This window comes from Terriglobus roseus, assembly GCF_900102185.1.
GTDB classification, from domain to species: domain Bacteria; phylum Acidobacteriota; class Terriglobia; order Terriglobales; family Acidobacteriaceae; genus Terriglobus; species Terriglobus roseus_A.
In genome coordinates, this window is sequence record NZ_LT629690.1 from 1,514,439 (window position 1) to 1,533,482 (window position 19,044).

Here is a 19,044-nt window from a genome sequence, read left to right on the forward strand (position 1 = left end):
ACTGCAGTTTGCGCTACGCTGATTGCGGGTACCGCCTGTTACCGGGGTACAGGGAGACTGCAATCAGCGTGAGCCAGACTATCTTTTTGCTGGAAGACGATGCGGATATTAGCCGGTTAGTCCGCTACCAACTGGAGGCGAACGGATTCATCGTCCAGGCCTTTGCGAATGCCGGAGAAGTGCTTCCGGCAGCCGAACGGAAGGCTCCGGGACTGTTCCTGCTGGACATCATGGTGCCTGGTGGCGATGGCCTGGATCTGTGCCGCCGTCTTCGCCTGAATCCTGCACTGAGCTCCATTCCAGTGATTTTCCTGACCGCGCTGGCTTCTGAGAGCGATCGTGTCCACGGTTTGGAATTGGGCGCAGATGACTACATCACCAAGCCCTTCAGCACGCGCGAGCTTCTGGCTCGTGTAAAGGCTGTACTGCGCCGCTTTGAGCGGCATGAGCCTGCGGAAACCATCCGCATGGGCGACATTGAGATTGATAGCGGCGCCATGCAGCTTCGCGTGCGCGGAGAAGTGGTCACCACCACCGCAACCGAGTTCCGCCTGCTGGATTATCTTGCACGTCATCCAGGACGCGTCTTCAGCCGCGACCAGTTGCTGGACGCCGTTTGGGGCGATGCTCGCTTCGTCACGCCGCGATCGGTTGACGTATACGTGCGCCGCATCCGCGAAAAGATTGAAGACGACGCCGAAGATCCGCGTTACCTGAAGACGATGCGCGGCGCGGGCTATCGCTTTGAGCGTCCGGACCGCATTGCGCAGACGCTGACTGTAGCCGCTGTCACGGAATAAGAACGTAGACTCCGTAAGTGACGCGTCCGTTGCACAATCCGCTGATAGCACTCTTGCTCGCTTTGCTGGCGGGTGTTGCGCTCCTGTTGTTGGTGGCGCAGCATCCCGGCTGGCAGTGGGCCGCTGTGACTCTCTTTGCTGTGATCCTTCTGCTTTGCGGCATGGCGGTACGAAGCGCAGTGCTGCGCCGTGCCGAGGCTGCAGCAAAGGCCATTGCGCAGATTGGTGCTGTACCCGCGCAACAGATCTCATCCGGCTCTGGCGAATCGGTTCGCATCTTGCAGCCGGTGTTTTCCGCAGTAAGAAGTTCTGCGGAAGCCGTCGATCGTGACCGCGAACGCCTTCTTGAAAGCCGTCACCAACTGGAAGTGCTTCTTGAGGGCATGCAGGACGCCGTGCTCGGCCTCGATACGGCTGGGCGAGTGCAATGGAGTAACTCCGCGATGCAGCGTCTTATGCAGCGTGAAGGACCGGGTGTTTCCGTTCGTCATGGACGCGCACTGGTACACACCTTCCGTGATCCCGCAGTACTCGCCTGTGTGCAGGGAACGCTCGACAACGGAACAACCCAGGAATGCCGTAGTGAACTCCTGCTGCATGGCAGCGTCTTTCATGTAACGGCCTCGCCGCTTCCTGGCGGGGGCGCAGTCGTGGTGTTACGCGACACCACACGCTTTGAAGCCGTAGAGCGGCAGCAACGCGACTTCGTAGCAAATGTGTCGCATGAACTACGCACCCCCCTCACTTCCATCGTTGGTTACGTGGAAACGGTTTTGGATACTGAACCGCTTTCGCCCGCTGCGAATGAATTTCTGGAAACAGTGCTGAAGAATGCGTCACGCATGCACCGCCTGACGGAAGACCTGTTGATGTTGGCAAAGGTCGAGCGCGGCGATGTGATTCTTGATCCTCTGCCCATTTCGGCGGAACTCCTCGTACGCGACGCTCTGCGCACAGTCTCCGGAGCGCCGTATGCCGAAGACGCGAAGCTCGAAATCGGCGAAGCCACAGAGCAGCGCGTCATGGCCGACGAACACGCGGTCCTTCAAGTGCTGGGCAATCTGTTGGAAAACGCCTTGAAGTATTCCTCCGGTATGGAGCGTATCCCGCATGTAGTCGTGAGCGCTCGCTCCCTTGAGGATTCGGTGCAGTTCTCTGTACGCGACTTCGGCCCCGGTATCGCGTCGGAACACCTGCCGCGTCTCTTTGAGCGTTTCTATCGCGTCGAAAAGGCGCGTTCGCGTGAAAAGGGTGGCACCGGCCTGGGCCTCTCCATTGCCAAACAGCTGATTGAGCAACATGGCGGTCGTATCTGGGTTGAGAGCGAATTAGGCAAGGGAAGCACCTTCCTGTTCACACTCCCGCTGGCCTCCTAAAAGATTGGGAGAATTGCCGTTAATTTTCTAAGCGCTCCCCGACGCGCATTGACACTGTGTTCATGCTTCTCGGGTACTCTTGATGCACGGATTCGTGTGCATTCCGTGGCGGGAGCAGAAGCGTGGGCGTTGCTATTGCCGTTGACAATTTGAACGCGTGGTACGGCAAGACTCACACGCTGAAGGGCATCACGCTGGAGATTGCGGCAAACTCCGCAACGGCGCTGATCGGACCCTCAGGGTGCGGCAAAAGCACGTTTGTACGCTGCCTGAATCGTCTCCATGAGACGGCCCCACATGCCCGCGTGGAAGGCACCATCCGCATTGGCGACGAAGACATCTATGACGACGCTTCGCCTGTCGAAGTGCGCCGCCGTGTCGGCATGGTGTTCCAGCGGCCCAACCCGTTTCCCACGATGTCCATCTATGAGAATGTGGCGGCTGGTCTGCGGCTGGGCGGCGTTGCCAAGCGCGCGGAACTGGATGAAGTTGTGGAGCGTTCGCTGCGGCAGGCTGCGTTGTGGGAAGAGGTAAAGGATCACCTCCGCACCAAGAGTGGCGCCAGTCTTTCTGGTGGTCAGCAGCAGCGTTTGTGCATTGCACGCGCTCTCGCGGTTGATCCCGAAGTGTTGCTGATGGATGAACCCGCCAGCGCGCTCGATCCTGTCTCCACGGGCAAGATTGAAGATTTGATCTTTGAGTTGAAGGACGATTACACCATCGTCATCGTCACACACAGCATGCAGCAGGCGGCGCGCGTGGCAGAGGATACCGGCTTCTTTCTTTCGGGGGAACTGGTCGAGTTCGACAAGACCGACCGCATCTTCACCAACCCACGCGACAAGCGAACCGAGGATTACATTACAGGGAGGTTCGGCTGACGATGCGTAAACGCTTTCATCAATCGCTGGACGAACTGAAGGAAAAACTGCTGGTCATGGCAGGCTTTGCGGAGCAGGCCATCCAGCGTTCCATTGAGGCATACCGCACACGCGACCCCGAATTGGTGGAGCTGGTGCGCCGCAGCGAACCTGCCATCAATCGGCTCGAACGCGAGATCGACTCCACCGCGCTAGACCTTCTCGCCATGGAACAACCCATGGCCGTGGACCTGCGCTTCATTCTGTCCGTCATCCGCATCAACGGTGACTTGGAACGTGTCGGCGATCTGGCAGTGAACATTGCTCTCCGCGCCGGAGAAACGAACGATCTGCAACCGGTGGATCTGCCGGTCGACATTCCTCGCATGGGAACGCTCGCCGCCGCAATGATTCGCAAGGCGCTGGAAGCGTTTATTGACGGCGACGCGCAGCTTGCCGAAAACGTCCTCGCACTGGATGACGAGGTAGACACGCTGAACTCTGCGGCCTTCCACGCTCTCTCCAACGTGATCCGCAACCAGCCGCAATACACTTCGCAGGCGCTGCACGCCATGCTGATTGCGCGCAATCTGGAGCGCGTAGGCGATCACGCCACTAACATCGCGGAAGATGTCATCTTCTGGGTAAAGGGACGCGACATTCGTCACGCAGCGCCCGCTGCATAAAAGAAATTAGTCCGTCTCAGGCCGTGATTGCAGTGGAATGTAAGGTCCGCGAGCAGAGGTGTGCGCATGACGCGTAATGTGCGGCGTCACCAGCACCACCAACTCACCAGTAGACTTACTGCCGTTCTTATTCGTGGTGCTCTGAAATCCCGGAAGTTCGCTTAAACCAGGAAGCCCGGTAACTGCGGCAATCTCCGTACTGGTGGTCTGGCTCATCATCATCACCGTATCGCCGTCGTGCACGGTCAGATCCGACGAGAACTGCCGACTCGCCAGAATCGGAATGCCGTTGAGTGACGTTCCGGCAAGCGCGGTGATCTTGATATCGAGATGCGTGGAGATGTCTCCCGTCCATTGAATCTTGGGATTCGCAGTGAGCGTGATGCCCAGATCCTCGTACTGCACCTGCGGGATAACGGAACCGTTGCTGATGGAACTGGATCCGGTGTACTGCGCCAGCAAACTGGCAAGACTCACGCCGTTCACGGATGTATTGGCGGCGGATGTGCTGCTGGCAATGTCGCTGTAAAGCGATGTCTGGATGGGATAACGCATGCCAGCTTTAAAGATGGCGTTCTGCATGTTTCCCGCGCGTATCTGCACATCTTCCAGCGTGCGAGCGTCGCTGGTGCTAAGAGCAAGATTGAACGTAGGAGAGTTCGCCGTTGTCACGCCAGTCGTCGTCGATCCACCGCCAAACACAAAGAACGTGTTCGTCAGGTTAGTGGAGCCGCTGACACCGGCCACGAATACAAGGTACGCGGCGATCTCCACATTGCTTGTGCCGGACGGAATCACGCCATTCGCAATGAGCTGTTCCACCAGCGAACTATTTGAGGAGATGATGTTCTGCGCTTCCGTGGCCAGGTTGTAAGCGGTGAACGAACTTGGCAGCACCACGCCCAGATTCCGCATGCGCGAATGGTCCACGGAGTAGACCTTCACATCAAATACAACGTCGCTCTGGCCGCCCATCAGGTCGGTGAAAATGCGTTCGGCAGCATCGGCAAGGTCCGCAGGACCACGCACAACAATGGCGTTCTGTCCCGCATCCACAGTGACCTTATCCAGCTTAAGGATGGTCTGCGCAATGCTCACGAAATCCTTGAGCTGATCGGCTGCATATCCAGGAAAGAAATAGGCTTCCTCTACCAGGCGTTCAAGCCGTTGATGGTTCGTCTGGGTGTCCTGAGCCAGGAAGATCGTGTTTTCATCCAGTGGTACAAACATGGTGTCACTGGCCAACCCCAGCACCTGCATGGCTTCGGCGAAGTTCGCGTCGTCGACATCGATGCGGTAGTCCTTCGTCTGCAGGTCCGGATCAAGCACCACCCGCAGGCCATAATCGCGCGCTACCGTTTCTGCCAACGTCTGGAGGTTGCCACGCTGGTGATAGCTGTGCCGCGAAGCATTGTGAAGCAGCGTAATGCTGCTGGCCAGCCGCTCAGTGCGAATGGGATGAAGGTCGACAGGCGGAGCGTGTTGCACAACCGCAGGATTCGTCGCATCCAGAGACCGTGCCTGTGCCACCAGCGCATCCGCAGCGGCAGGATTCGTAGTTCGCTCTTTCGCAGCTTCGTGAAGCAGGTCGGTCAGGCGATGTTCGCGTGACAGTAGCAATGCCTGCAGGTACTCGCTGCGTAGGGGATTGCGCGCAACGGCCTGCGCAAAGAGTTTCTCAGCTTGCGGTAAGTGCCCATCCTGCAGTTCCTTGGCCCCGGCAAGATACGCATTCTCAGCTGCATCACGATCCTTTTGCGACGGCTCTTTCGGCTTTCTCGCTGCGGGTTCCTGAGAGTCAGGAGGAAGATTCGGGGTCCGCTGCGCAAGCACGGCGGGGGCGCAAAAGGGCGCAACAGCGCAAACGCCTGCCAGCAGACCGCCAGAAATCAGCTTGGATGCAGTGACCACTGCTTGGTTAGACGCAGCTCAACGAACGCGGGCGATCGTCTGCAGCCGCGGCGTTCCTGCTGCGCGCTCGCTGCGTGCCGGACGCTTCAAGCCGTTGCGAATCTGCGCGGTGTCCATGTTCAGCTCCGCCAGCGTACGGCTCAGCGTGTTGCGGTGCATGCCCAATTCTTCAGCGCTCTTGCACTGGTTGCCGCGGTGATTGATGAGTACCTGAAGAAGGTAACGGCGCTTGAATTCGCGGACAGCGTCCTCATAGGAAATGCCATCGGCGTGCATTTGTGCCACCAGTGCGTCCAGTTCGCGCTTCACTCGTACTTACCTCGCTCAGATGGCATGGTGCGGACTACAGCAGGCGTCCACTCGTCTGCAGCCGTCCTGGCATGGGTCAGCCAATCGGTTGCGGAGAGTCGTCTGCCAAAGTCACGCGGCACAACGAAGGATATCCCATGTGCGGCCGGAAGCAAATAGGGAAGCAAAAGAGATGTTTGTGCCGCAGGTACGCTCCCCAGAAACGGAGCTACCGGCAACAGCGCCGCTGCCAGTAGTAAAACACCCCTGGCAAAGCCAAAACAGGCCCCACCCAGCCGGTCCAGAAAGCCAAGACCCACCGCTGAACACGCCCCCCGCAGCGCCCGTCCCACCAGCGCGGCCACCACGATTACCCCCACCAAAATCAGCACAAACGCCGCCACTTCGGCCAAAGACGACTGCGTGACCCAGCGATGGAGCCACCCCGCCAGCCGGTGGCAGTACCAGAACGCCAACAGCACCCCAGCCAGAATCCCCACCAGCGAAACGACGGACCGGATCAATCCGCGCAGGAACGCCATCACGGTCGAAATCACCAGCACTAGCGCAATGCACCAGTCCAATGGGTTCATGTGTCCCAGTCCAGCCGCCGCGCCATGGAGAGCTTCGTTCATCGTTATTCCGGCAGCTTTGCCTTGCCCGTAAGCTGCATGAAGGCCTGCAGATACTTCAAACGCGTCTCGGTCACAACTTCCTCCGGCAACGACGGCGCAGGAGGCTGCTTGTCCCAGTGAATCTCTTCCAGGTAGTCGCGGACGTACTGCTTGTCGAACGAAGGCTGCGCTCCACCCGGCGCATAACCACTGGCCAGCCAGTAGCGCGACGAATCCGGAGTCAAGACTTCATCGGCCAGCACCAGCATGTCGCTGCCATCCTTGGCAGGAACAAAGCCAAACTCAAACTTTGTATCCGCAAGGATCAGGCCTTTGCTCTCCGCGTACTTGGCAGCGGTGCTGTAGATGGAAAGCGTCAGCGTCCGCAGAGTCTCGGCCAATTCGCCGCCAACGGTTGCCACCACCTGATCAAAGCCGATGTTCTCATCGTGCCCGGTATGGTTCTTTGCTGCGGGCGTGAAGATCGGCGTCGGCAGGCGATCACTCTCGCGGAGTCCCGCAGGCAGCGGAATCCCGCATACCTCGCCGGTACGCTGATAATCCTTCCATCCCGATCCGGAAAGGAAGCCACGCGCCACACACTCCACCTGCACCATCTTTGCTTTGTGCACGATCATGCTGCGGCCACGGAGATAGTTGCTGTACTGCTGCAGGTCAGCGGGATAGTCGCGCACGTCGGCCGTCAGCAGATGGTTCGGCACCAGGTTGCGTAGATAGTCGAACCAGAAAAGGGAAATCTGCGTAAGCACCTTACCCTTATCCGGGATCATGCTGCCCAGCACGTGATCAAACGCAGAGATGCGGTCGCTGGCAACAAAGAGCAGCCGGTCCGGTCCGGCCTCATACAGGTCGCGCACCTTACCGCTCAGAATCGGTTTCCGGTCACCCAGTGGCATTTCACTCATACACACCAGTTCATCACTTTGGCGCAACAAGGGAAAGCCCCGTCTGCTGAGGCTCGGGGAAATGAACCAGAATTGTTACTTGCCCAGTTCCTCTTCCATGTTGTCCACCATGCGTTGCAAAAGCTGCTGCAATGTGTCCACTTCTGCCTTGGTGAACCCTTGCAATGAGATCTGACGACCTTCCATCAGAACATCGCGTGCCGCTTCAGAGCGCTTGAGTGCTCGCAGAGTGATTGAAATCAGGCTGCTGCGGCCATCTTTCGGGTCGGGTTTTCGAACAATCAGGCCATCGCGCTCCATGCGGTTCAGAAGCTGCGCCATGGTGGGCTGCTCCACATGCAGCAGTGTGGCCAGTTCTCGCTGCGACAGCGGGCCTCGTTGTTGCAATGCTCCAAACACCGGCACCTGAGCCACAGCCAGACCCATTTCCTGCAGACGCGGTTCCAGCCAGCGATTGCTCATGCGCGCCATGCGTTGGATGAGTTGACCGGGGCCCGGAGAAAATTGCGTATCCATGAATCGTTTCCTGAATACACATAGTATCCTATGTATAATGAATAGGAGGCTATGTAAATGAATGCACGCATTGCAATCGTCGGTGGAGGACCCGGAGGGTTAACACTGGCACGCATCCTCCATCAACACGGCAGGGAAGTCACCGTACTGGAACGCGAAGCCTCCTTTGTTTACCGGCCTCAGGGCGGCTCACTGGATATCCACGCGGACAGCGGCCAGATCGCACTGGCAAAAGCTGGGTTGACGGGGGAGTTTCAGAGCATCGCGCGTCATCAGGATCAGCAGATGCGGCTATATGACAGTGAATGCACGCTGCGCCTGCTGGATGAAAGTTCCGAAGGCGAAAGGCCCGAGGTGGATCGCGGCCATCTGCGGCAGATGCTGCTCGATTCCTTGCCGCATGGAGTAGTGCGTTGGAATCAGCATGTGACGTCTGTAGAGGCGCAACCGGATGGAACTTGTGATGTCATTTTTGCGGATGGAAAACGAGCGCGCTACGACCTGGTGGTGGGCGCCGATGGCACTTGGTCAAAGGTGCGGCCTGCACTCTCATCTGCGCGTCCGGAATACAGCGGTATCGTCTTTGTCGAACTCGGCATTCACGATGTGGACCGGCGTCATCCTGCTATCGCGAAACTTGTTGGGCATGGCATGACGTTTTCTCTCGGCGACAGCATGGGCCTGATGATGCATCGCGACGCGAACGCACACATCGGTTTCTATGCAGCGTTTCACGGCCCCGTCGATGTCTATGCGGGAAAAACAGAGTCTCAAATTCGCGCAGAATTGCTTCAAAAGTTCTCCGGATGGGGCAGCAATCTGACCAGCCTGATCGCCAAGAGCGATGACGTGGTTGGCGCACGTGGAATCTACTGGCTATCGCCGGGACATCGCTGGAAACATGTGCCAGGCATCACGTTGATCGGAGACGCCGCCCATGTGATGAGTCCCTTTGGCGGCGACGGTGCGAACTTTGCGCTGCAGGATGCGGGTGAGCTTGCCGACGTTCTACTTCAGAAGGATTGGAGGGATCAGCTTTCGGTCTTTGAAGAGGCTATGGCAAAACGCTGCGAAGGCCCGGCCGCGGCAGCAAATGCGGCCATCCTGAAAGCGTTTTCTCCAGATGGATTCACGCATAGCTTCAACATGATGCGGCAGCTTATCCCAAAGGCAAGAGCGTTTCCTGCAAAGTCATAACGCGGTGATACGCATCAGTTTGAAGGGGCCCAGCTTTAGCCGGGCCCCTTCGATGTTTTGGTTTCTGTAGTGGATGGAACTTACGCTACCGCTCGCCGTTCCGCCTTGTTCATGTTTACGCTCACGATCTTGCTCACACCGGGCTCCTGCATGGTGACGCCGTAGATCAGGTCGGCTTCACTCATGGTGCGCTTGTGGTGAGTAATGACCACGAACTGCGTTTCCTTACTCATTTCGTGGATCAGGCGTGCGAATCGGCCCACGTTCGTTTCGTCCAGCGGTGCATCGACTTCGTCCAGCACGCAGAACGGGCTGGGCTGGAACTGGAAGATACCAACCAGCAGCGACAGGGCAGTGAGCGCCTTTTCTCCACCGGAGAGCAGCAGCACGTTCTGCAGCTTCTTGCCCGGAGGCGATGCGATCAGGTCGATACCGCTCTCTGCCGAATTCGATTCGTCAGTGAGCTTCATCAGCGCCTGTCCGCCACCAAACAGCTTCACAAACATGTCGGAGAAGTTCTTGTTGATGATGGCGAACGCCTCATCGAACTTCGTCTTGCTGATCTCGTCAATTTCCTTGATGGAGTTCTGCGTGTTGTCGATGGCGTCCAGCAAGTCTTTGCGCTGAGTCTCAAGGAATCCATGGCGCTGCTCGGCTTCAGCAAACTCTTCCAGCGCCATCATGTTCACCGGACCCATCGCTTCCAGCTTGCCCTTCAGCGTGCGCGTCTCTTCTTCGGCCGTGTCAAGCGCCTCTGCGTTGATGGCCTCAATCGTCGTGTCTGCACGCAGTTCGTCTGCAGGCACATTCAGGTCGTTCAACGACTGCGCTTCCAGATGTTCAATCTCGCTGGAAAGGCGTGCAATCTTGGCCTGCAACGTAGCGCGTTGTTCACGCAGACCTTCAATCTCCGTACGCAGCGTGCGAAGCGTGTTGTTCTTCTCTGCAATCTGCGCGCGTAGAGCAGATGCTTCGGCGGTCAGGCGATTGGCCTCTGCGTTCAGTTGCTCGCGCTGTGCCGTCAACTCTTCCTGCTGAGCCTGTAACGCAACGGTCTCTTCTTCACGACGAGCCTGTTCCGCTGTGGCGCCTGCATTCTGTCCTTCCAGATGATGAATGCGCTGCTGCGTAGTGTTGCGCATGCGCTCATTCTGCTCGAAGTTTGAAGACGCATTGCGGCGACGCTCTTCCAGTCCCGCAAGTGCGGCAGCAGCAGCGGCTGCGGCAGACTGCGCCTCTTCACGCGCACGACGCAGATCATCCGTACGCAGCATCGCTTCGTTGATGCGTACTTCAATCGCTTCGCGCTCGGCGGTCAACTGCGCGGCCTCAGCCTGCTTGCGTTCAATCAATTCCTGACGCTGCGTCCGCGCATCGCGATTGCGTTCTGTGTGCAGCGACCAATCCGCAAGACGACGTTCAATGCGCGCCGCTTCCGATTCCATCTGGCGCAGGGCAGCGCCACTGTTAGCGGCTTCACGCTCGGCATCGCGGCGTTCGTTGCTCTTCACTTCAATGGTCTGCTGCAGTTCCTGAATATCGCGCGTCAATCCCGCAACACCGACTTCGCTTTGCGACAACTCTGCCTGAACCGATTCCAGCTTCGTCTGGATCTCACGCAGTTCGCGCTTCAGAGCCAATGGACCTTCCGCGCGCGCCTTACCGCCGGTGACGGTCACGTTGTGGAACGTTTCGCCCGAAGGAGCGAGGAAGAACGCTTCAGGATTCTGCACGGCAAGTTCGCGTGCAGTGTCGGTGTCAGGAGCGATGTATCCCTCGCGCAGCTTCGGCAGAATCACTTCCAGCGAACGTCCGAAGCCATTCAGTACCTTGATGCAATCCTTCAGCGGACGCGCTCCACGAAGGTCGCTACCTACACGGCTTGCCATGCCTCCGGTGTACGCAGTCGCATTCTCTTCATGCACCAGGAAGGTCGCGCGGCCATCGACGGAAGTCTTTAGCAAACCAATGCCGGCGCTGGCAGAATTCCAATCCTTCACAACGATGTAGTTCAGCTCTTCTTTGAGGAACTCGTCGACGACAGCGCTGTACTCATCTTCCACTTCAAGGAATTCAGCAAGCGTTCCCACCGGGGCAACAGAGGTGCTGACACCATTCGTCTTGAACAGCTTCTTAACCGTGTCGTTGCTGTAGCTGTGGTCGCGGATAAGTGCGTCAAGAGAGTTGCGGCGACCTGTCAGTGTGGCAGCTTCTGCGCGCAGATGATCGCCCTTGCGACGCGTCTCCATCTCTTCGTTGCGCTTGTTGCTCAGCTCAATGCGGAACTCTGCAATCTCCGCTTCCAACCGCTTCAGACGATCGGTGACAGACTCGAAGCTCATGCTCACCTGGCCACGCTGTTTGCCCAGCGCATCCAGTTCAGCCTTTGCCTGTTCGCTTTCGGAAACCAAACGTTGTGCTTCACGTTCAAGCCCAGCAAGCGACTCAGCAGCCTGCGCCTCTTCACGATGCACATTGCTGATGCGCTGCATCAACTGCATGGAATGATGGCGTCCCTGCTGCGCATCGCGATCCGCGGAGTTCACCTCCGCCTGTGCTTCATTCGCTTCTTGCTGACGAGCCTGCGCCGTGTGGCGAGCCTCTTCCGTATCGGCAGTTGCCGTTTCAAGGAACTTTTGCAGACCTTCGCGATCCGCAGCCAGCGCTTCCATCTGGTGCTTCAACTGCGCCAGTTCGTCGGTGCCGCTGGCAATGCGCGCAGCAAGATCGTTGATGCGGTCATGATTGCTGGCAATGCGCGATGTCGCGCGTTCCAGTTCAATGCGTGTTTCGTTGGTGCGACCCTGCGCCACACGAATCTCTTCATCCAGCTCATAGCCACGCGCGACGCTTGCAGAGTGCTCTGCATCCAGCGCTTCCAGCGAAGCAGCCTGTGCATCAATCGTCTCGGTCAGCTTGGCAATCGTTGTTTCCGACGCGTTGCGATCTTCATCGTGCTGCGACAAGCGCGAACGGAGAACAATGCGCAGTTTGCCGCGCAGTTCATCACGAATCTGGCCATAGCGTTCGGCCTTCGCAGCCTGACGCTTCAGTGAAGCCATCTGCCGCGTCACTTCTTCGAAGATGTCATCCACGCGGGCCAGGTTCTGCTTGCTCGCTTCCAGTCGCAGTTCCGCGAGACGCTTCTTCGTCTTGAAGCGCGTGATGCCCGCGGCTTCTTCCAGAATGGAGCGGCGATCCAGCGGTTTGGACGACAGCAACTGACCGATCCGTTCCTGCCCGATGATGGCGTAGTTTTCGCCCGAAAGACCGGTACCGAAGAAGATGTCCTGAATGTCACGCAGGCGGCAGATCTTGCCGTTTAGCAGATACTCCGATTCACCCGAACGGAACAGGCGACGCGTGATGGTGATTTCACCCGCGCGTACCGGAGCGCGGTTAAATTTGCGTCGACGAATTTTCAGAACGACAGGCGCAACGGGCTCACCGTTCTCGTCGGTGGTCGCACTCTGTGGAGCGTCCACTTCAATTTCTTCGGAGTCTTCGCCAACAGGTATCGGACCGGGCTGCGCGTCAGCAACAGCGGCCGCAGTGTCGGCAGAGCGGGCGTCGCGTTCGCTCTGCTCGTCCCAGTCGCTCACTTCCGCGGGACGATTGCCTGCAGACGCAATGCTGATGGCATCGCCACTGTCGCTGGCGTCGTACACATCGGGGTCCACCAGCGTCAGCGACACTTCGGCCATGCCGGTGGGTTTGCGGTCACGCGTTCCGGCAAAGATGACGTCTTCCATCTTGATGCCGCGAAGACTCTTGGCACTCTGTTCGCCCAACACCCATGTGATGGCGTCAGAGATGTTCGATTTGCCGCAGCCGTTGGGACCAACGATGGCGGCAATGCCATTCCCGCTGAGCTGAACGTCCGTGCGGTCGCAGAATGACTTGAAACCGAGAATCTGAACGCGCTTAAGCTTGAGCAAAGGGGGACCTCCGCGCCGCCTGTTCCGGCGGCATCCATGTGTATGACTTGAGGCTAAGCGCCTACAGGGGCGGAATCAAGCGAGATACAGGGTCTATCTTGTGGATAAGAGGTCCCTAAACCCAACGGGAAGGGGTGGCTACGTATATGTGGCGTATTTCGGCTCCCAAACAAATAACCGGGAGAAATGTTTGAAAACAGGAGCACCATTTCGAATCCGGTTCGATAATCGGCATTCTCATACGTCAAAATAGGCGTGATTCAACACACGTTTAAAGAGGGTTCTTCAGAATGCATACCTACACCTGATACATTGCTTGCATCTATTCAAGCCTGTGCGACCTACAGAAGCACGGTAGTGCTCTGAATTGAATACAGATCGAAAAAAGAACAGGGAGAGTTCGATGAAGAAGGCATTTCTTGCCTCGATGCTGGCAGTTTCCTGCGTTTCCGCAGTAGCTGTGACACCGATGTTTGCCCAGGCAGCACAGGGACCTCAACTCTCGCAGGACGAATACGCGGATTACCAGAAGGTGATCACGGCCACCGACGGCGCTACCAAGGCCGCGGCTGCTGAGGCGTTCCTGACGAAGTATCCCGCGTCCACGGTGAAGGGTACCGTGCTTGAACAGTTGCTGGCTGGCTATGCTGCCGCTAACAATGCGCCGAAGGCGCTCGATGCCGCAGATCGTCTGCTGGCTGTTGACCCCAACAACATTCGCGCTCTGGCGCTGGAAACCAGCCTTCTGAAGGCGCAGGGCGACTCTGCGACGGATCCCGCCGCCAAGCAGGCTGCCTATGACAAGGCTGCAGATGCTGCCAGCAAGGGCCTCAAGGTAACAAAGCCCGCTGCTGTCGCAGATGCAGACTGGACCGCCATCACCAAGCAGGTAACACCCTACTTCTATTCGGCCATCGGTATCGATGCGCTGACCAAGAAGGACTCGGCAGGCGCAATTGCTGCTTACACCGCAGAACTGAAGTCGGTTGACCCGGCCGCTACACAGCAGCCCGGCCAAATCCTTCAGGACACCTACTTCCTGGCTCAGGCATACTACACCAGCACGCCGCCGGATTACCTGAACTGCACGTTCTTTGCGACCCGCACCGCGACCTTCGCACCGGACCAGTTCAAGCCCACCTTCCAGCCGCTGGCAACCTACTGCTACAAGAAGTTCCACGGCGCAGAAGATGGCTATGACGCGGTGAAGACAGCAGCAGCAGCCAGCGTCTTCCCGGCGCCGGAATTCGCCACCAGCGTTAAGCCCGCTCCCACCCCTGCAGACACTGTGAAGCAGGTGCTGGACAGCACTCCGGACGTAACCAAGCTCGCTCTGGGTGACGTGGAATACATCATCCAGAACGGCACAGCAGATCAGGCACAGAAGGTGTTTGATGGCTTCAAGGGCAAGGAATCGAAGGTTCCGGGTAAGGTTGTCAGCATCACCGACACCAACCTGCAGCTTGCCGTTTCCGATGACGCGAAGCAGGCAAACCCGCTGGTTGCCGACTTCACCATCACGCTGAAGGAAGCTCCCAAGACGGCTCCTGTTGCCGGCTCGGATGTCAACGTGGATGCAACCTTTGACTCGTACACGCAGAAGCCCCTCATGATCACCATGACGGGTGGCGAGATCGAAGCGAAGGCCGCCGCAAAGCCTGCAGCAAAGGCAGCACCGGCTCACAAGGCAGCTCCTCGCCGTCGCTAGAACGCATACAGCAGAACCACGAGAGGCAGCCTACGGGCTGCCTCTCGTTTTTTGAAGAGAAGGGATGGTTTATGCCAACCAATCGCACCACAAATGTGCTGCTCGGTCTGATTGCAGGCGCTCTCATGGTGCTTGCAGCACGACCTTACATTGCGCCAACCTCTGTCCATGCCGACGCCGACTCAGCGGACCCGATCTATGTCGAACCGGGTGTCCACATGATCCGCATAGCCAAGGGCGGCGGTCAGGTGCTGGGAAAGGTCATGGTCAATCTGCGCACGGGCAATGTGTATGGCTTCCCAACCACAACGTCTGACCCATACCCGGCCTCGCCTCTGGACAACAAGCCCCAGGTATCGCACGCCATTCCTCTGGGCCGCTTTGCGCTAGAAGAGGCCCGCTGATCACTCACCCAGCAGGATGCGACGGATGCCATAGGCGCGGCCTGTGGCGCCATCGCATTCCACCAGTGTCGCGGCCATCTTCGGGTTTCCTTTGGCTGCCTCAAACTTCGCAGGCTGGCCTGTCAGAAAGCGATTGATCACAGCCTCGCGCTCCACCCCAATCACTGAGTCATACGGCCCGCTCATGCCCACGTCCGTCTGGTAAGCGGTGCCGCCGGGAAGAATGCGATCATCCGCGGTTGGTACGTGCGTATGCGTGCCGACCACTGCGGTAACGCGACCGTCCAGATACCATCCCAGCGCAATCTTTTCGCTGGTGGCTTCGGCATGAAAATCGACAAAGATAACGCGGCTGCGGATGCCATTCAGTAGCTCGTCAGCCTTGCGGAACGGATCATCATTCTGCGACATGAAGACGCGGCCCTGCAGGTTCACCACGGCGTAAGTCTGCCCGGTGGGTAGCTCGCCTTCGTACACGCCAAATCCCGGCGTCTTCGGTGCGAAATTTGCAGGCCGGAGAATGCGCCGCGGACGGTCATGCGAATCCACGGGAACCTTCAGATAATCCAGAAGTTCTTTCTTGTCCCAGAAGTGGTTGCCGGTGGTAATGACATGCGCGCCCAGATCGAATAAATCGTCAGCAATGCTGGGCGTCAGGCCGAATCCGCCAGCGGCGTTTTCGCCGTTGATGATGCAAAGGTCGACAACGTTGGATTCAAGCACATGGCCGATGTGCTCGGCGACAATACGGCGGCCGGACGAGCCAAAGACATCGCCCACAAAAAGAATGTTCACTTGAACAGTGTTGCAGCGGTGAGGTCTGCTCGGCAAGGTGCCCGCAGAGAATCAGACGACTGCAGATGTGAAGGGAAGAAACAGGCGGAAGACGGTGCCACTGGATCCTGGTTTCTGACTGCTCTTGAGCCGCAACACGGCCTCATGCCGATCGACAATTTCCTTGCTCACCCATAGTCCCAGTCCGTTTCCAGCCTCGCCCTTCGTGGTGAAGAAAGCGTCGAAAAGGCGCTTCTGAACGATCGGAGGCATACCGGTTCCCGTATCGGCCACCACGATGTACACGCCCCTGCGTTCTTTTCCGTCCTGCCCTTCGTGCGAACGCAGGTAAAGGCGTCCTCCGTTAGGAGGGAGGGCGTCGATAGCGTTGGTGATCAGATTAGCCAGTACCTGCCGGATCTCTCCGTCCAGGCAGCGGACAGGCTGCGCGGCGTACCAGCGTTCTTCCAGTTGCACGCCGTGTTTGAATAAGCGGCCCTGCAGAACGGAGATCACACTCTCAAACAACTCGTGAACCGTTACTCTCCGAGGTGCAGTGGACTGCTTGTAGAAGCGCAGGGTCTGCGCACTGATCACAGAAACGCGCGAAAGCTCTTGTTCTGCGGTTTGAAGATAGTGCTGGATCTCCGTGATGTCGTCGCTATGCTGCGATAAATAAAGCAGGTTCGTAATGGATTCCAGGGGATTGTTGATCTCGTGCGCGATGGACGCTGCAAGCCTGCCGACTGCCGCCAGCTTTTCGTTCTCAAGCAGAGCCAGCTCTGCCTGCCGCCGCTCGTGGATGTCCACATTAATGCCGATCATGCGAAGCGGCGTGCCATCGTACGCATAGAGAAAACGAGCCTGTCCATGCAGCCATCGCTGCGTGCCGTCAGGTAGGCAGGCGCGGAAATCGTAACCAAAATCGCGTTGTTGCGTTTGCATCAAGGCATTGATTTCGTTTGTGACACGTTCTGCATCTTCTGCCACAACACGGCGCTGCCAATCCTGAAAGCTACCTTCGAATGTGCCCGCAGGAACGCCGTAAAGAGCCTCCAGCTGCGGCGACCAGGTGATCTGGTTGTCCTGAATGCTCCAGTCAAAGACGCCTGCATGTCCGGCCTCCAGGGCCATGTTCAATACTTCGCGAGCTTCGATCGCCCTCCTGTCGCTGCGGATGCGGATGATCGACTCCCACACGCGATTCGCAACAGCCTGCAGCAGCGCGATTTCATCCGCGGTCCAGACACGCGGCTCCTTGCAGTGAAGCGACATGGCTGCCAGCAGCACACCGCCGCGTTTGACTGAGACGCAGATCACCGAACGAACTTGCGGTACGCGGAAAGCTTCCAGCACAGCCTGCGTGCTCCAGTCCTCCTCGGTGTCGTAGACCACGTAAGGCTCGCCTGCCCGCATGCATCTAAGGCACTCCAGTGAAAAATCATGGAATGCATAACGCCCCACCATGGTTCGCGCGTCGTTCAGGTAGTTGCCAGTCAGGTTGAAGGTGTCTTCGTCTTCTTCCACATCCGCAAAAGCGCAGCGATTCACTCGCAGGAATTCGCCCAACAGCGTGGCAGAGCGCAGAACGATCTCTTCTGGCGAAAGAAGACGGCGCGCAGCCTCGTCAATTTCCGCGAGCAGACGCACGCGGTCCAGCAGATGACTTTGGTGTGAGTCGTCTGTTAGTGACGACGGGATCGGGCGAATCGGCATCGTTTCAGGGGGGTTCTTTCAACTAGGTTGAGATGCAGGTCTCAGTTTGCCAGATGTGCGGCGCTGCTTTTCCGCCAAAAGGTCAGGCCGTGTTGGGTTTCGGGGCCAAAGGCTGGTAGAATCGATTGAATCCACTCCTTTGGAGAGGCAATGCAAGCCATTCTAGCGCTCGAAGACGGGCGCATCTTCCGCGGAAAAGGCTTCGGCGCCCCAGCCGAACGCGTCGGGGAAGTCGTTTTCAATACTGCATTGACCGGTTACCAGGAGATCTTTACAGATCCCTCCTACGCCGGGCAGATTGTCGTTCTCACGAATCCACAAATCGGAAACTACGGCACCACGCCGAGCGACGACGAAAGCACGAAGCCCTATATCGAAGGTCTCGTAGTTCGTGAGTTCTCTCCGGTGTCGTCCAACTGGCGTTCCACGCAGGTCACTGACGAGTACCTGGAAAGGAACAGCGTTCCCGTCATTGCTGACGTGGACACGCGCGCCATCGTTCGTCATCTTCGCGCCAACGGCGTGATGCGTGGCGTCATTGCCACCTTTGAGAAGGACGCTGCTGTCGACACGGATGCTCTCGTGGCGAAGGCACGTTCTATCCCCAAGATGGACGGCACGGATCTTGCCAGCAAAGTCACCACAAAGCAGACCTACGAATGGTCTGCGGCGACAGAGCGCAATGAAACAGGCGACAAGCTCCTTCCGGCAGCCATTGATGGCGGACGTGAAATGCATGTCGTCGCTTACGACTTCGGCATCAAGCAGAACATTCTGCGTATGCTGGCGCGCGAAAACTGCCGTGTAACGGTGGTTCCCGCAACCACGCCTGCAAGCGAAGTGCTCGCGCTGAATCCTGATGGAGTGTTCTTCTCCAACGGGCCTGGCGATCCTGAGCCGCTGGACTACGCACAGAAGAACGTGCAGGAACTGGCAGGGAAGACGCCGATGTTTGGTATCTGCCTTGGTCACCAGATCTTTGGTCTCGCGCTCGGCGGCAAAACCTACAAGCTGAAGTTCGGTCATCACGGTGCGAACCATCCCATCAAGAACCTGGAAACAGGCAAGGTGGAGATTACGTCGCAGAACCATAACTTCGCTGTCGATCCAGAATCACTGGACGAGGGCAACGTTGCCATCACACACGTGAACCTGAACGACCAAACCGTGGCAGGCCTGAAGCACAAAGAACACCCCATGTTCAGCGTGCAGTATCACCCCGAAGCCAGCCCCGGTCCGCACGATTCGCACTACCTGTTTAAGGACTTCCGGAAGTTGATGGAAGAGTGGAAGAAGTAACAAAAGGGGCATCCTGAGGATGCCCCTTTTC

16 protein-coding genes are annotated in these 19,044 nt (G+C 57.9%); 8 read left to right on the plus strand and 8 right to left on the minus strand.

What is annotated here, in order from left to right:
• The first annotated feature begins 68 nt into the window (after positions 1-68).
• From BLT38_RS06405 to phoU, 4 genes are all read left to right on the plus strand, one after another.
• On the plus strand, positions 69-800 hold the full coding sequence (locus tag BLT38_RS06405) for a winged helix-turn-helix domain-containing protein (protein WP_083344433.1): 732 nt from the start codon (positions 69-71) through the stop codon (positions 798-800).
• Between the two features lie 17 nt (positions 801-817).
• On the plus strand, positions 818-2,176 hold the full coding sequence (locus BLT38_RS06410) for a sensor histidine kinase (protein ID WP_231966791.1): 1,359 nt from the start codon (positions 818-820) through the stop codon (positions 2,174-2,176).
• A gap of 122 nt (positions 2,177-2,298) precedes the next feature.
• Positions 2,299-3,057 carry a phosphate ABC transporter ATP-binding protein PstB gene (pstB, locus tag BLT38_RS06415; RefSeq protein ID WP_083344434.1) on the plus strand — a complete coding sequence of 253 codons (759 nt, stop codon included), beginning with the start codon at positions 2,299-2,301 and terminating at the stop codon, positions 3,055-3,057.
• A gap of 2 nt (positions 3,058-3,059) precedes the next feature.
• The gene (phoU, locus tag BLT38_RS06420) at positions 3,060-3,722 is read left to right on the plus strand and encodes a phosphate signaling complex protein PhoU (RefSeq protein ID WP_047488150.1); all 663 of its coding nucleotides are present in this window, start codon (positions 3,060-3,062) and stop codon (positions 3,720-3,722) included.
• Positions 3,723-3,728: 6 nt separating this feature from the next.
• On the opposite strand, the gene BLT38_RS06425 is transcribed toward phoU, so the two are convergent.
• The 5 genes from BLT38_RS06425 to BLT38_RS06445 form a co-directional block, all read right to left on the minus strand.
• On the minus strand, positions 3,729-5,633 hold the full coding sequence (locus BLT38_RS06425; RefSeq protein WP_083344435.1) for a type II secretion system protein GspD: 1,905 nt from the start codon (positions 5,631-5,633) through the stop codon (positions 3,729-3,731).
• 18 nt (positions 5,634-5,651) lie between these two features.
• Positions 5,652-5,942: a helix-turn-helix domain-containing protein gene (locus tag BLT38_RS06430; RefSeq protein WP_047488143.1), complete on the minus strand. Its 291-nt coding sequence runs from the start codon at positions 5,940-5,942 to the stop codon at positions 5,652-5,654.
• Entirely contained in the window at positions 5,939-6,556 is a 618-nt protein-coding gene (locus BLT38_RS06435) for a CvpA family protein (RefSeq protein ID WP_083344436.1), read from the minus strand. Before BLT38_RS06435 ends, BLT38_RS06430 begins: the two co-directional genes overlap by 4 nt.
• A gap of 2 nt (positions 6,557-6,558) precedes the next feature.
• Positions 6,559-7,452 (minus strand): phosphoribosylaminoimidazolesuccinocarboxamide synthase, encoded by an 894-nt coding sequence (locus BLT38_RS06440; RefSeq protein ID WP_083346950.1) that lies wholly within the window; start codon positions 7,450-7,452, stop codon positions 6,559-6,561.
• 84 nt (positions 7,453-7,536) lie between these two features.
• On the minus strand, positions 7,537-7,977 hold the full coding sequence (locus tag BLT38_RS06445) for a MarR family winged helix-turn-helix transcriptional regulator (protein WP_083344437.1): 441 nt from the start codon (positions 7,975-7,977) through the stop codon (positions 7,537-7,539).
• A gap of 57 nt (positions 7,978-8,034) precedes the next feature.
• Here BLT38_RS06445 and BLT38_RS06450 point away from each other — a divergent pair, with 57 nt between their 5' ends.
• A complete protein-coding gene (locus tag BLT38_RS06450) occupies positions 8,035-9,174 on the plus strand; it encodes an FAD-dependent oxidoreductase (RefSeq protein ID WP_083344438.1) in 1,140 nt (379 codons plus the stop codon).
• A gap of 80 nt (positions 9,175-9,254) precedes the next feature.
• On the opposite strand, the gene smc is transcribed toward BLT38_RS06450, so the two are convergent.
• Positions 9,255-13,112, minus strand: coding sequence for a chromosome segregation protein SMC (smc, locus tag BLT38_RS06455; protein ID WP_083344439.1), 3,858 nt, complete (start codon positions 13,110-13,112; stop codon positions 9,255-9,257).
• 403 nt (positions 13,113-13,515) lie between these two features.
• Between smc and BLT38_RS06460 the strand changes: the two genes are divergently transcribed.
• Together BLT38_RS06460 and BLT38_RS06465 are read left to right on the plus strand one after the other, a co-directional pair.
• A complete protein-coding gene (locus BLT38_RS06460; protein ID WP_083344440.1) occupies positions 13,516-14,820 on the plus strand; it encodes a hypothetical protein in 1,305 nt (434 codons plus the stop codon).
• 71 nt (positions 14,821-14,891) lie between these two features.
• The gene (locus tag BLT38_RS06465; protein ID WP_083344441.1) at positions 14,892-15,224 is read left to right on the plus strand and encodes a hypothetical protein; all 333 of its coding nucleotides are present in this window, start codon (positions 14,892-14,894) and stop codon (positions 15,222-15,224) included.
• Here the strand turns inward: BLT38_RS06465 and BLT38_RS06470 are convergent, their stop codons facing one another.
• Together BLT38_RS06470 and BLT38_RS06475 are read right to left on the minus strand one after the other, a co-directional pair.
• A complete protein-coding gene (locus tag BLT38_RS06470; RefSeq protein WP_083344442.1) occupies positions 15,225-16,019 on the minus strand; it encodes a TIGR00282 family metallophosphoesterase in 795 nt (264 codons plus the stop codon).
• A 51-nt stretch (positions 16,020-16,070) separates the two neighbouring features.
• A complete protein-coding gene (locus BLT38_RS06475; RefSeq protein ID WP_083344443.1) occupies positions 16,071-17,714 on the minus strand; it encodes a sensor histidine kinase in 1,644 nt (547 codons plus the stop codon).
• A gap of 150 nt (positions 17,715-17,864) precedes the next feature.
• On the opposite strand from BLT38_RS06475, the gene carA reads away from it, so the two are divergent.
• Positions 17,865-19,013, plus strand: coding sequence for a glutamine-hydrolyzing carbamoyl-phosphate synthase small subunit (gene carA, locus BLT38_RS06480; protein WP_083344444.1), 1,149 nt, complete (start codon positions 17,865-17,867; stop codon positions 19,011-19,013).
• Positions 19,014-19,044: the final 31 nt, after the last annotated feature.